The organism is Ilumatobacter sp., from assembly GCF_965215205.1.
In the GTDB taxonomy this organism is placed as follows: domain Bacteria; phylum Actinomycetota; class Acidimicrobiia; order Acidimicrobiales; family Ilumatobacteraceae; genus Ilumatobacter_A.
This window is the reverse complement of record NZ_OZ244049.1, coordinates 1,735,493-1,748,591: the sequence shown is the minus strand read 5'-3', so window position 1 is coordinate 1,748,591 and position 13,099 is coordinate 1,735,493. Positions and strand designations below refer to the sequence as shown.

The 13,099-nt window shown below is 73.2% G+C and carries 12 protein-coding genes; 4 read left to right on the top strand and 8 right to left on the bottom strand.

Translation table 11 applies throughout. The annotated features are described in order from the left end of the window. The first annotated feature begins 48 nt into the window (after nucleotides 1-48). Nucleotides 49-1,635 (top strand): murein biosynthesis integral membrane protein MurJ, encoded by a 1,587-nt coding sequence (gene murJ, locus ACOOHC_RS08190; RefSeq protein ID WP_420453498.1) that lies wholly within the window; start codon nucleotides 49-51, stop codon nucleotides 1,633-1,635. A 9-nt stretch (nucleotides 1,636-1,644) separates the two neighbouring features. Then, the gene (locus ACOOHC_RS08185) at nucleotides 1,645-2,421 is read left to right on the top strand and encodes a PspA/IM30 family protein (protein WP_420453497.1); all 777 of its coding nucleotides are present in this window, start codon (nucleotides 1,645-1,647) and stop codon (nucleotides 2,419-2,421) included. 105 nt (nucleotides 2,422-2,526) lie between these two features. On the opposite strand, the gene proB is transcribed toward ACOOHC_RS08185, so the two are convergent. Beyond that, nucleotides 2,527-3,630, bottom strand: a complete 1,104-nt coding sequence (proB, locus tag ACOOHC_RS08180) for a glutamate 5-kinase (RefSeq protein WP_420453496.1) — start codon at nucleotides 3,628-3,630, stop codon at nucleotides 2,527-2,529. 46 nt (nucleotides 3,631-3,676) lie between these two features. Beyond that, entirely contained in the window at nucleotides 3,677-4,933 is a 1,257-nt protein-coding gene (obgE, locus tag ACOOHC_RS08175; RefSeq protein WP_420453495.1) for a GTPase ObgE, read from the bottom strand. A gap of 123 nt (nucleotides 4,934-5,056) precedes the next feature. Here obgE and ACOOHC_RS08170 point away from each other — a divergent pair, with 123 nt between their 5' ends. Further along, the gene (locus tag ACOOHC_RS08170; protein WP_420453777.1) at nucleotides 5,057-6,163 is read left to right on the top strand and encodes an HD domain-containing protein; all 1,107 of its coding nucleotides are present in this window, start codon (nucleotides 5,057-5,059) and stop codon (nucleotides 6,161-6,163) included. A 1-nt stretch (nucleotide 6,164) separates the two neighbouring features. On the opposite strand, the gene ACOOHC_RS08165 is transcribed toward ACOOHC_RS08170, so the two are convergent. From ACOOHC_RS08165 to ACOOHC_RS08140, 6 genes are all read right to left on the bottom strand, one after another. Continuing rightward, a complete protein-coding gene (locus tag ACOOHC_RS08165; RefSeq protein ID WP_420453494.1) occupies nucleotides 6,165-6,539 on the bottom strand; it encodes a hypothetical protein in 375 nt (124 codons plus the stop codon). 7 nt (nucleotides 6,540-6,546) lie between these two features. Beyond that, the gene (locus ACOOHC_RS08160) at nucleotides 6,547-7,398 is read right to left on the bottom strand and encodes a hypothetical protein (RefSeq protein ID WP_420453493.1); all 852 of its coding nucleotides are present in this window, start codon (nucleotides 7,396-7,398) and stop codon (nucleotides 6,547-6,549) included. Nucleotides 7,399-7,438: 40 nt separating this feature from the next. Continuing rightward, the gene (locus ACOOHC_RS08155; protein WP_420453492.1) at nucleotides 7,439-8,602 is read right to left on the bottom strand and encodes a CaiB/BaiF CoA transferase family protein; all 1,164 of its coding nucleotides are present in this window, start codon (nucleotides 8,600-8,602) and stop codon (nucleotides 7,439-7,441) included. Between the two features lie 132 nt (nucleotides 8,603-8,734). Next, nucleotides 8,735-9,628, bottom strand: coding sequence for an alpha/beta fold hydrolase (locus ACOOHC_RS08150; RefSeq protein WP_420453491.1), 894 nt, complete (start codon nucleotides 9,626-9,628; stop codon nucleotides 8,735-8,737). 33 nt (nucleotides 9,629-9,661) lie between these two features. Continuing rightward, nucleotides 9,662-10,372, bottom strand: a complete 711-nt coding sequence (locus tag ACOOHC_RS08145; protein WP_420453490.1) for a helical backbone metal receptor — start codon at nucleotides 10,370-10,372, stop codon at nucleotides 9,662-9,664. Next, nucleotides 10,369-10,995, bottom strand: a complete 627-nt coding sequence (locus ACOOHC_RS08140) for a PH domain-containing protein (protein ID WP_420453489.1) — start codon at nucleotides 10,993-10,995, stop codon at nucleotides 10,369-10,371. The genes ACOOHC_RS08145 and ACOOHC_RS08140 overlap by 4 nt, the downstream gene beginning before the upstream one ends. Before the next feature lie 48 nt (nucleotides 10,996-11,043). Here ACOOHC_RS08140 and ACOOHC_RS08135 point away from each other — a divergent pair, with 48 nt between their 5' ends. Next, entirely contained in the window at nucleotides 11,044-13,098 is a 2,055-nt protein-coding gene (locus tag ACOOHC_RS08135; RefSeq protein ID WP_420453488.1) for an ATP-dependent helicase, read from the top strand. Nucleotide 13,099: the final 1 nt, after the last annotated feature.

The window sequence follows — 13,099 nt, the reverse complement described above, 5'->3', positions numbered from 1 at the left end:
GTCGCCGAGCCCACCGCGCGACCGAGCGCGGAAGCGACCGGTGGGTGCGTGAGCAGGCTGCTGCGCAGCAACGTCGTCGTCGCGCTCGGCACGACGCTGTCGCGCGCCACCGGCCTGCTGCGGCTGACGGCGCTGCTGGCGGTCATCGGCCGGAACCCGCTGAGCGACGCGTACCTCGTGGCCAACGAGACGCCGAACATCGTCTACGAGCTGATCGTCGGCGGCGTTCTCTCCGCCACGCTCGTCCCGCTGTTCACGTCGTTCGCGGAGGACGGCGACGACGAGTCGCGCGACGTCGTGGTGACGTTCGCGATCGCGATCTTCGTCGCCCTCACGGCGGTCGCCGTGGTGGCCGCACCGCTCGTGTTCGGCCTGTTCACCCGACGGGTCGGCGGCGACGTCGACGCCGAGCTGTTCCGGGCAGCGGGCACCGCCCTGGCACGGATCTTCCTCGTGCAGATCCTCTTCTACGGCCTGGTGGGGCTCGCGAACGCCTACCTCAACAGCCGTCGCAGGTTCTTCGCCGCGGCGTGGAGCCCCGTCCTGCCGAACCTGATCATCATCGCCACCCTGCTCTCGCTCCCGGAGCCGGGGCCCGACGGGTGGAGCTACACCGACGTGCTGGACGACACCCGGCTGCGCCTGACGCTCGGTCTCGGGGCGACGCTGGGCATCGCGTCGATGGCGGTGATCCTCGTGCCGGCGGCGCGCGCCGCCGGGCTGCGGCCCCGCCTGCGGTGGGACCCGCGACACCCGGCGGTCCGGCGGTTGCTGTCGCTGTCGTTGTGGACCTTCGGCTTCGTCGCGGCGAACATCGTCGCCCTGACGATCGTGCGCAACCTCACCGAGCCCGGATCGGGCGAGGCGACGGCCTACCTGGCGGCGTCGACGTTCTTCATGCTCCCCCACGGCCTGCTCGGGGTGTCGCTCGCGACGACGTTCCAGCCCGACATGGCCCGCGCGGTGGCGCGCGGCGACCGGCGCGGGTTCGTCCGCTCGGCGTCGCTCGGGATCCGCATGACCGCGCTGCTCACCATCCCCGCCGGTGTGGGGATCTTCGTGCTGCGCCGACCGCTCGTGGGCGCGGCTCTGCAGTACCGCGAGCTGGGTGCGGGCGACGCGGAGCTGATCTCCGACGCCCTCGCCGGGTTCGCCCTCGGGCTGGGAGCCTTCTCGGTGTACCTCTTCGTGCTCCGTGCGTTCTACGCCCACCAGGACACCCGCACGGCTTTCACGGTGAACGCGTTCGAGAACCTGCTGAACATCGCGGGCGCGTTCGTCCTCGTCGGTGCCTTCGGCGTCGTGGGGCTGTCCGCGTCGTTCGCCCTCGCCTACGTCGTCTCGGCGCTGTGGGTCCTGCAGATCCTCAGCTACAAGGTCCCGGGGTTCTCGGTGCGCGACGTGCTCGCCAGCGTCGGCCGCTTCGTGGTGGCGTCCGCGCTGATGGGCGAGGCGGTGTGGTTGGCCACCCGTGCGGTCGGCGCCGACGCCGGCGGCGGGGCCGTGGCGCGCATCGTCGTCGGCGTCGTCGTGGGCGTCGGCGCCTACGCGGCCGTGCTCGTCGCGATGGGCGCACCCGAGCTCGACGTGATCCGCGATCGCCTCCCCCGGCGCTCGAATCTGCAGCCCGAGTAGCCTGCGCCCATGTTCAAGCTGCTCACGAGGCGATGGAAGTACCTGGTCGCGAAGCTGTCCGGCAGCGCGGAGGCGAACGCCGATCCGAAGATCCAGCTCGAGCAGGCGATCGGCGAGGCGAACAGCCAGCACCGTCGCCTGAAGGAGCAGGCCGCGAACGTCATCGCGAACCAGAAGCAGGCCGAGATCCGGTTGAACGCGAAGATGGAGGAGCGGGAGAACCTCGACGCCAACGCCCGTCAGGCGCTGACGATGGCCAGCGAGGCGGAGGCGTCGGGAGACCAGCTCCACGCCGCGGAGTACGCACGTGCCGCGGAGACCATCGCCGACCGGCTGATCGCTGTGGAGTCCGACGTCGAGAGCCTCAAGGCGATGGTGCTCGAGTCGACCGACGCCGCCGACCGGGCGAAGGAGGCCGTGCAGCAGAACGCCCGCCTCCTGCAGGAGAAGATCGCCGAGAAGTCGAAGCTGACGAGCCAGATGGACCAGGCCCGGATGCAGGAGGAGATGAACGACGCGATGTCGTCGCTCACCGAGACGGTCGGCGACGACGTCCCCACCCTCGACGAGGTGCGGACCCGGATCGAGGCCCGCTACGCCAAGGCGAAGGCGACCGCCGAGCTGAACGACGCCGGCGTCGAGAACCGAGTCCGCGAGATCGAGCGGGCGACGGCCAACGTCGCCGCGCGGGACCGCCTCTCCGAGATGCGGTCCGAGCTGGGCTTGCAGGCGGCCGACACCCCCACGCCGTTGGAGTCCGGCGGACCCGCCCCCGACACCGTCTGAGGTGCACGACGGGAGGAGGGAGGCGAGCACCTCGGCCACGGGGGCCGCCCGCTCCTCGGGGGTCACGGACGCCTCCGTCGGAGAGGCGGATCGGCGCGGCCGGGCTCAGGACGGCAGCGACGGGCGCGAGAGCACGACGAGGCCGTCGCGGTGGATCACCTCGTGGTGCGTCCCCGGCGGGAGGTCCGAGGTGCGGCGACCGCGGACCTCGCCCACCGACGCCGAGTCGAGCGACGTGAGACCGCGCGCGAAGACCTCGCCGTCGGGTCCGCGCAGGTCGATCACGTCCCCCGGCTCGAACGTCCCGCGGACCCCGACCACCCCGGCGGGGAGCAGGCTCCCGCCGTGCTCGGTGACGGCGCGCCGGGCCCCGGCATCGACGTCGACGGAGCCGGCGACCTCGGCGGCGAACGCGATCCACAGCTTGCGTGCGGACAACCCCCGTGGGTGCGCCTCGAAGGTGGTCCCCACGAGCTCGTCGGAGACGGCGCCCGCGAGCACGCCCCGGCGGGCGGCGCGCGCGATGACCCCGCGCACCCCCGACCACGACGCCATCCGCGCCGCGGTCAGCTTGCTCGCCATGCCCCCGCTCCCCCGGCCGCTGCCGCCCGACTCGGCCGAGATCGCGAGCAGCGGGTCGTCGGCTCGGACCAGCGGGACGAGGGTCGCCGACGGGTCGCGACGGGGGTCGGAGGTGAACACCCCGTCCATGTCGGTGAGCAGCACGAGCACGTCGGCGCGCACGCTGTTGGCGATCAGCGCGGCGATGCGGTCGTTGTCGCCGTAGCGCAGCTCGTCGTTCGCGATCGCGTCGTTCTCGTTGACGATCGGGACGCAGCCGAGCTCGAGCAGTCGCTCCAGCGTGGTGCGCAGGTGCAGGTACTGCACCCGGCCGACGAAGTCCATCGAGTCGACGAGCAGCTGCGCCCCGACGAGGCCGTGGCGGGCCAGCTCGATGTCGTAGGCCTGGACCAACCGGCTCTGCCCGGCGGCCGACACGGCCTGGAGGGTGGTCATGTCGGTCGGGCGCTCGGCCATCCCGAGCGCCGCGACCCCCGCCGCCACCGCGCCCGACGACACCACGACCACGTCGTGGCCCTCCGCGCGCAGCGCCGCCACCTCGTCGCACAGCTTCGCGATCGCGGAGGAGTCGATCATCCCGTCGTCGTCGGTCACCGAGGCGGTGCCGATCTTCGCGACGACCCTCACGATCGGACCCCCGCCCGCTCGCCCGCCCGTTCCCTCGCGTGGGCGCTCACGTCGTGGGGACGTAGTCGAAGCTGAAGTCGCCGATCCACACGACGTCGCCCTCGCCCGCTCCCGCCCGGGCGAGGAGCTTGAGCACCCCCATCCGCTCGAGGCGGTGGTCGATGTAGGCGAGCGCCTCGGGGGTCGTCACGTCGTTGAGCGCGACCACGCGCTCGACGTCGCGCCCGACCAGGCGGAACGACCCGTCGTCGAGGCGCTCGACGACCGCTCCGGCGGGTTCGGGGCGGATGACGATCATCCCGTCGGGGTGGGCGACCTCGGCGCGCGCCTCGTGCACCAGGCGCGCCATCTCGCCGACGAGGCGGCCGACCCCGTCGCCGGTGATGGACGACACGACGGGGCCGTCCCACTCGAGGACCTCGAGGTCGCCGTCGTCGACCGCGTCCGCCTTCGTCCCGACGATGATCCGGGGCCGTCGCAGCAGATCGGGCTGGTAGTCGCCGAGCTCGCGCAGCAGGATCTCCAGCTGGTCCGCCGGCCAGGTCCCGTCCATCGGCGCGAGGTCGATCATCAGGCACAGCACGAGCGCACGCTCGACGTGGCGCAGGAACTGGTCGCCCAGCCCGCGGCCCTCGCTGGCGCCCTCGATCAGCCCGGGGATGTCGGCGACCACGAACTCGGTGTCGTCGTCGACGCGCACCACCCCGAGGTTCGGCTCGAGGGTGGTGAACGGGTAGTTCGCGATCTTCGGCTTGGCCGCCGAGATCACGCTGATCAGGGTCGACTTGCCGACGTTGGGCATCCCGACCAGCGCCACGTCGGCCATGAGCTTGAGCTCGAGGCGCAGCCAGCGCTCCTCGCCGTGCTCGCCCTGCTCGGAGAAGCTCGGCGCCCGGCGCGTGTTCGAGAGGAACTTGGCGTTGCCCCTCCCGCCGCGGCCGCCCGCCGCCGCGAGCCACCGGTCGCCCTGGTTGTTCAGCTCGGCGAGCACCTCGCCGGTGCGCAGCTCGCTGACCGCGGTCCCGATCGGGACCGTCACCTCGAGCGACTCGCCGCGGCGGCCGTGCATGTCCTTGCCCTTGCCGTGGACACCTCGATGGGCCTTGCGGTGGGGGTGATCGCGGAACGCGAGCAGCGACGCCACGTTGTGGTCGGCCACCAGCCACACGTCGCCGCCGTCGCCGCCGTCGCCGCCGTTGGGGCCGCCCATCACGACGGGTCCCTCGCGCCGGAAGCTGACGCAGCCGGCGCCGCCGTCACCGCCCTTGACGTTCAGTTGGCACTCGTCGACGAACTGCGACATGGACCGACAGGCTAGGGCCGGTCGTCCGCCCGATCCGCGACCGCCCCACCTAGCGTGGGCGCGGTGGACGACCTGCCCTTCCGCGACGACGCCGGCGAGCGTGCCGAGCGGTGGGCGGCGACGATGGCCGGACACGCCGACGACGAGATCGTCCTCGCCCACGCCGACTCCCACGCCACCGTCGGCGACGCCCGCATCATGGATCGCGAGGCGCGCGAGGAGCGCGACCGGGAGCTGCTGGCCTCCCACGCCACCCACGCGACCGGTGCCGGCGACCGGGCGCGACCCGAGGAGCCCGACCCCTACCGGACCTGCTTCGAGCGCGATCGCGACCGCATCCTGCACGACTCGTCGTTCCGCCGACTGGCCGGCAAGACGCAGGTGTTCGTCTTCCCCGGGGACCACCAGCGCAACCGGATGACCCACGCGCTCGAGGTCGCGCAGGTCGCCCGGTCGATCGCTCAGGCGCTCAGCCTGAACGTCCCCCTCGTCGAGGCCATGGCGATCGGACACGACTGCGGCCACGGGCCCGGCGGCCACGCCAGCGAGGACGCGCTGTCGCCCTACCTCGCGGAGGGGTTCGACCACGCCCCGTGGGGCGCCGACGTGACGTTGCAGCCGCTGAACCTGTGCTCGGAGACCCTCGACGGCATCCGCAACCACTCCTGGAGCCTGCCCGCGCCGCGCACGCCGGAGGGCGAGGTCGTGTCGTGGGCCGACCGCATCGCGTACGTGTGCCACGACTTCGAGGACGCGGTCGCCTCCGGGATCGTCAGCGCCGACATGCTCCCCGACCTCGTCGCGAGTCGCTGCGGCGTCGACCGCTCCGCCCAGCTCGGCGCCTTCGTGCGGGCGATGGTCGACGCCACCCGCCTCACCGGCCGCATCGGGATGACCCCCGACGCCGCCGAGGCGCTGGCTGCGTTCCGCACCTTCAACTACGAGAACATCTACCTGCGACCGGCGAGTCGCCAGCAGGCGGACGCGGTCATCGACCTGCTCCGCGCCCTCGTCGAGCACTACGCCGACCGACCCCACTCGGTCCCCGCGGCGACCGCCCGGGCCGTGCTCGGCGACGACGTCCCTCCCGCGCTGGTCGATGCCGGGTCCGACCACGCGCTGCGCGCGGCGGTCGCCTACGTCGCCGGGATGACCGACCGCTTCGCCTGCGAGCGCGGCCTGGTCGAGCTCGGCTGGGACCCGCGACGGCTCCCCACCGCCGTCGCCTGACTCAGGTCGTCCCGAGGAACAGCGCCCGCACCCCGAGGCCGGCGATGAACAGGCCGCCGCACCCGTACAGCAGGTGGACCCGATCGGCCACGAACGGGCTCCCCCGGTAGCTGTGCAGGATCGCGACGGCGAAGATCGTGCTGAAGCCGTACAGGGCGTGGAACGAGTCGAGCTCGACGTCGTCGCCGTTCACGATCAGCGCCCCGATCGCGGCCACGACGAGGGTGGAGGCCTCGGCCACCGCCGTCGCCCACCACAGCGCCCGCGCCCGCAACGCCACGACGTGCTGCGCGATCAGCGCCCACGTGCCCACGACGGCGTTCGAGGCGATCAGGAACCACGCCGTGACGTCGTGAGCGTCGCGCAGGCTGCTCACCGTGCGCTCAGGACTCGCACGGGAGGCCGCCGACCACGACCTCCACCACATCCGCGCCGGTCAGCCCGCTCAGGCGCCCGCCGAGCGCGTCGTTCACCGAGAAGCTCGGCGCGACGAAGTCGTCGCCCTCGATGAGGGTGACACCCGGGTAGGCGGCGAGGAGGTCGCCGACGGTCGAGCCGACGGTGATCCCCTCGGGGGTCGACAGGGCCGGGGGCAGCGCGCTGGCGCTCCCCTCGCTCCCGTAGGTGTAGGCGGAGAAGTGGTCGCGCCCGTCGGTGATGTCGGAGACGTCGCCGAACTCGAGCTGCAGGTCCGCCCACGACACCTGGCGAAGGCGGGTGCCGTCGCACACCCCGACCTCGAAGGGGTCGATCCAGCCGGTATCGGCGGTCGGCTCGCCGAGGAAGCTGCTGATGAACGCGACCGCGCCGTCGGGATCGGCACCGAACGTCGTCGAGCCGATCCCGGAGGAGGTCAGGTCGAACCGCGCCTCGACGGAGGCGGGCTCGGTGGTGGCGCTCGCCGTCTCGGCCGGAGCCGCCGCGGGGTCGCTCGACGTCGGCGCCCCGGAGCCGTCGGGGCTCGGCGGTGTCGACGTCGTGGGTGCGGCGGTCGTGGACGACGGGCCGGATGCGGTCGGGGCGGGCGCGGCGGTGGGCTCCGACGCGCTCGGGGCCGTCTCGACGGGCTCGGCGCTCGACGCCGGCGCCGCCGCCGCCGCCGAGGTCCTCGGGATCAGCGTGACGTCGGGGGTGGCCACCTCGCTGTCGCCGTCCGAACCGCACGCCGCGGAGACCGAGGCGAGACCGAGAGCGAGAGCGAGGAGCGGCGCGGTGGCGACGGATCGGGAACCCATGGCGCACATCTTGGCGCGCCGCGACGGGCGATCGGTGGAGTCACCCCGCTGCGTGGCGCACGGCTCCCGATTCGACGAGCTCGGCGATGCGCTCGTAGGCCAGGCCCCAGTCCGCGAGCACGTCACGGGTGTGCTGGCCGGGCCAGGCGGGTGACGAGGCGATCTCGCTGCGCGTGCGCGAGAACCGGGGCGCGGGTGCGGGCTGCACCACGCCGTCGCGCTCGACGAAGGTCTCGCGCTCGACGTTGTGCGGGTGGGCGGCCGCCTCGGACATCGTCAGCACCGGGGCGAAGCAGACGTCGGTGTGCTCCATGATGTCGCACCACTCGTCACGGGTCTTGGTCGCGAAGACCACCGTGAGGCGGTCCTTGAGCGGCCCCCACTCGTCGCGGTCCATCTGCTTCGCGAACTGCTCGTCGTCGTCGAGTCCGGTGAGGCGCAGCAGCTCGGCGTAGAACTGCGGCTCGATCGAGCCGATCGAGATGTGCTCGCCGTCGCTGCACGCGTACACGTCGTAGAAGTGGGCACCGGTGTCGAGCAGGTTCGTGCCCCGCGCGTCCTCGTCGAACATCCCCGTCTCCTTGAACGCCCAGAACATCGTCATCAGCACCGCGGACCCGTCGACCATCGCGGTGTCGACGACCTGGCCCGTCCCGCTCGCAGCGGCCTCGAGCATCGCGGCGACGACGCCGAGGGCGAGGAACATCCCGCCGCCTCCGAAGTCGCCGACCATGTTCAGCGGCGGGACCGGCCCCTCGCCGCGCCGCCCGAAGTGCGCGAGCGCTCCGGCGAGGGAGATGTAGTTGATGTCGTGGCCGGCGGCCTGGGCGTACGGCCCGCTCTGCCCCCAGCCGGTCATCCTGCCGAAGACGAGCTTCGGGTTGCGCTCCATGCACTCCTCGGGGCCCACGCCGAGGCGCTCCATCACCCCGGGGCGGAACCCCTCGATGAGCGCGTCCGCCCCCTCGACGAGGTCGAGCAGGGTCGCGACGCCGTCGGGGTGCTTGAGGTCGATCGCGACGTTGCGCCGGCCGCGCAGCAGCAGGTCGCTGTGGGCCTCGTCGGGCGCGGGCCCGCGCACGGACGCGGCGCGCTCGACGCGCACGACCTCCGCTCCGAGGTCGGCGAGGAGCATCGCCGCGAAGGGCCCGGGGCCGATCCCGGCGATCTCGATGATGCGGCGTCCGGTGAGTGGTCCGGCCATGGTGGTCTCTCCCTGGGTGCTGGGTCGGTGTCGGGTGACGGGTCGGGGTGTCGGGGTGACGGGCGTCGGATCCCGGTGGATCGTGACGTCCGATCGGGGGTCGGGACGGGTGCGGCTCGCGCCGGCACCCGGCTAGGCGGCGGCCGCCCCCGCGACGCGTGCGTGGCCACCGATCGCCTCGGCGAGCATCGGCCACAGCGGCTTCGGGAGGTCGTGGCCCATGTCCGAGACGAGCAGCAGGCGCGAGCCGCGGATCCGCTCGGCGGTCAGCTCGCCGCCCGAGGGCGTGATCAGGGTGTCGTCGCGACCGTGGATCACGAGCGTGGGCACGTCGAGCTCGCACAGCAGCTCGCTGCGATCGCCGCTCGCGTAGATCGCGGCGAGCTGGCGGGTCGCGCCCTCGGGGTAGAACATCCGGTCGAAGTCCGCCGCAGCGCGCTCCTTGATCGCCGCGAGGTCGACGTAGCGCTTCGACGCCCACACCGTCACCCGCTCCGCTGCCTCGATGTACGCGGCGCGCTCGGTCGGCGGCGGCGCCATCAGCGCCTCGCGGGCCTCGGGCGTCGGGGCGCCGGCGCGGGGGTCGCCGGGGCTGGACATCACCGAGGTGAGGCTGGCGACGCGGTCGGGGTGCTCGATCGCCATCGTCTGCACGATCATCCCGCCCATCGACACCCCGGCGACGTGGGCGCGATCGATGCCGAGGTGGTCGAGCAGCCCCATCCCGTCCGCCGCCATGTCGGACAGCGTGTAGGGCACCTCGGGCAGCGGCTCGCCGTCCATCGACGCCCGGAGCACCTTCAGCGGCTGCACGTGCTGGCCGTCGAGCTTCGTCGACAGCCCGACGTCGCGGTTGTCGTAGCGCACGACGTGCAGCCCCTGCGCGACGAGCAGCTCGACCAGTCCTTCGTCCCACCCGTTGATCTGCGAGGTGTAGCCGCACACGAGCAGAAGGGTGGGGTCGTCGGGGTCGCCGAACGTCTCGTACTCCAACTCGATCCCGTTCGACAGCTCGGCTCGTGGCATCGACCGATCATGGCAGACCGCTCGTCGCCGCCGTCAGCCGAGTCGGGCCGCCAGGCGATCGAGCGCGCCGGGGGTCCGGCTGCCCCACCAGAAGAGGTCCTGGCCGTCGACGCGCTCGACGGCCGCTCCCGGCAGCGCGGTGGCGAGCTCGGCGACGTGGTCGTCACCGAACACGTACGGCTCGCTCGGCACCAGGACGAGATCGGGCTCGAGCCGGGCGACATCGGCGAGCTCGACCGTCGGGTAGGCGCCCTCGGCGCCGACGTCGACGAGACCGATCCCGAGGTGGGCGAGCAGCGAGGCACCGTAGGTCGCGCCCGAGATCGTCATCCACGGTCGACGCCAGATCGGGACGAAGGCGCGCCGACCGATGCTCGACGCCGCCGGCCGCGGCTCGGCGACGTCGGCGACGCGGACCCCGACCGCCCGCGCCAGCGCGTCGACGACGCCCATCGCTCCGGCGACGTCGGTGACGTCGCTCACGAGCACGTCGAGGCCGGCGGCGACGAGCGCGTCGTGGTCCTCGAGCCGGTTCTCCTCGCGATCGAGCACGACGAGGTCGGGGGCGAGCTCGACGATCGCCGCGACGTCGGGGTTCTTCGTCCCGCCGACGTGGGCGATCTCGGGCTGCTCGCAGAACCGCGTGCACGCGACCACGTCGGCGCCGAGCCACAGCAGCGTCTCGGTGCTGGAGGGGACGAGGCTGACGATGCGCGATCGCGGTGCCGACGACGCTGCGGTCACCACCCGAGCAGGCGCTCCTTGTGCTCGTCGAACTCCCGGCGGCTCAGGGTGCCGCGCTCGAGCATCCCCTCGAGCTTCTCGAGCTGGGTCGCGACGTCGACCGGACGGTCGCTGCCGACGGACCGGAACCGTCGCTGCTCGTTCACCTCCATCTGCGCGTGGATCTCCCGCTGCACGCGCTCTGGGCCGTCGATGTCGGTGAACACCTGCCGGCCGTCGATCGACCCCGACTCGATGATCAGGTTCCCCGCGCCGACGAGGCGCTCGCGCACGGACTGCTCGAAGTGGACGGCGTTCACGCTCTCGAGCGGGATCTCGATGCCGGACCTCGACATCACCCCACGCCGGAAGATGATCCGGTCGTTCGTGATCACGAAGTGGGTGTTCGCCCACCGGACGTACCGGGTGACGAGACCCACGACGGCGGCGAGGATGGCGAGCAGCGAGAGCCAGCCGAGCACGGCGCGCTCGGTCGTGCCCGCACCGGTGAGCACGAGCGTCGCGATCCCCGCCGCGATCGCCGCCACCAGCGCGACGGCGGGCGGGGCGTGGTACCCCCAGTGCGGGTGCAGATCGATGGCCACCTCCTCGTGCGGGTTCAGCAGGTGGCGCGGGTACGGCACGGGCCAGAACGTAGTTCGGGCCCGTCGCGTCGGAACTACGATGCGGCGGTGGACGCCGACCGGTCGATCGCCGACCTGGATCCCGATCAGCGTGCGGCCGTGACGACCCCGTCCACGCTCGTCGCGGTGATCGCCGGCGCCGGGTCGGGCAAGACCCGGGTCCTCACCCGGCGGATCTCGCATCGCGTCGAGACCGGCACCGCGGACGCCCGCCACACCCTCGCGCTGACCTTCACGCGCGAGGCCGCCGGCGAGCTCCGTCGGCGGCTCCTCCGCCTCGGCCTGCGCGACCACGTGGAGGCCGGGACGTTCCACTCCGTGATGCTGAACGTGCTGCGGCAGCGGTGGGCGGACACCGACCGCTCGCCGCGGACCGTCCAACCCGATCGCCGCCGCCTCCTCGCCGAGGTCCGATCCGAGTCGTCCGGGTCGATCGACCACCGCAGCGTCAGCGCGGCGGCCGACGAGATCGCCTGGGCGATGGCTGGCGGGATCTCGGCGGAGGGCTACGCGAGCGAGGCGCGCCGCGCCCAGCGGCGCCCCGCCGGCGGCGTCGACGGGGTGGCCGGGGTCTTCGCGGCCTACGTGCGCCTCAAGCGTCGGCGCGGCGTGATCGACTTCGACGACGTGCTCCTCGAGGTGCTCGCCGAAGCCGGGCGCGACGGTGACTTCGCGGACGGCCTGCGCTGGAGGTTCCGCCACCTGCTCGTCGACGAGGCGCAGGACCTGAACCCCGTCCAGCACCGCATCGTCGACCTCCTGCGCGAGGGTCGGGACGACCTGTTCGTGGTCGGCGACCCGGCGCAGGCCGTGTACGGGTTCAACGGCGCGGATCCGTCGCTGCTCGTCGAGGTCGAGTCCCGGTTCCCCGGGATCGAGATCGTCCGCCTGCCGCTGAACCACCGCTGCACGCCGCAGATCGTCGCGGCGGGCGCCCACGTGCTGTCGGTCGGCGATCGAGCGGCGGACGTGCGCTCCGCCCGCGACGACGGGGAGGCGGCGACCGTCGCTCGCGTCGCCGACGAGGACGGCGAGGCGGCCCTCGTCGCCACGCGGATCGCACGGTCCGACCCGAGCCTCGTCCGCTCGGGCGGGGTCGCGGTCCTGGCCCGCACGAACGCCCAGCTCGCCACCCTCGAGACGGCGCTCTCGGCGGTCGGCGTGGCGGTCCGTCGCTCCGCGACCGGCCACGGGTCCCCCCTGCAGAGCGCGATCCGCGAGGCGTCGTCGGCGAGCACGGCGTGGGCGCTGCGTGCGTGGGCCCACGACACCCTCGACGACGTCGAGGCGCTGCAGGGCGCACGGGCACGGTCGGAGGAGCTCGAGCGTCGGGCGCACGCCGACCGCCGACGGTCCGAGGTCCCGCCGGGGCCGAACGCAGCATCGCACGATCCCCGGCGTGCGTCGCGGTCCGCGTCGGCGACGTCGACCCAGCTCGGCGAGGCCCGAGCTGCGCTCGCCGTCGTCGAGGCCGAGCGTCGGGTGGCGTCCGCCCTGCTCGACTACCTCCGGGACCAGCCGCGAGGCGACGGCGCCGGCTTCCGCTCCTGGGTCGCGACCACCGACCCGTTCCGCGACCGGTCGACCGAGGGCGTCGACCTGCTCACGTTCCACGCGGCGAAGGGCCGCGAGTGGCACACGGTGTTCGTGACCGGGGTCGAGACGAGCCTCGTCCCGCACCGCACGGCGACGACGGCCGCCGAGCGTGCCGAGGAGGCACGCCTGCTGTACGTGGCGATCACCCGCGCCACCGACGTCGTCGTGCTGACCCACGCCGCCCGGCGGGGTGGGTACGGGCGCCGGATCAGCCCCTTCGTCGAGGACCTCGACGTCAGCGAGCCCGACCCGGTCGCCCCGCCACGGGCGCTGCTGCGCGCCCGCCCCCGCGCCGATCCCGCGATGGAGGGACTGCGGGCGTGGCGCGCCGAGGCGGCCCGACGCGCCCGGATCGTGCCCACCGAGCTGATGACCGATCGCGACCTGGGAGCGCTCGCCCGGGAGAGGCCGCGCACCGCCGAGGAGATCGACGCGGTCACGTCGATCGGGCTGATCACCGCACGTCGGCTGGCCCCCGAGCTGCTCCCCCTCGTCGCCGCTCCCTGAG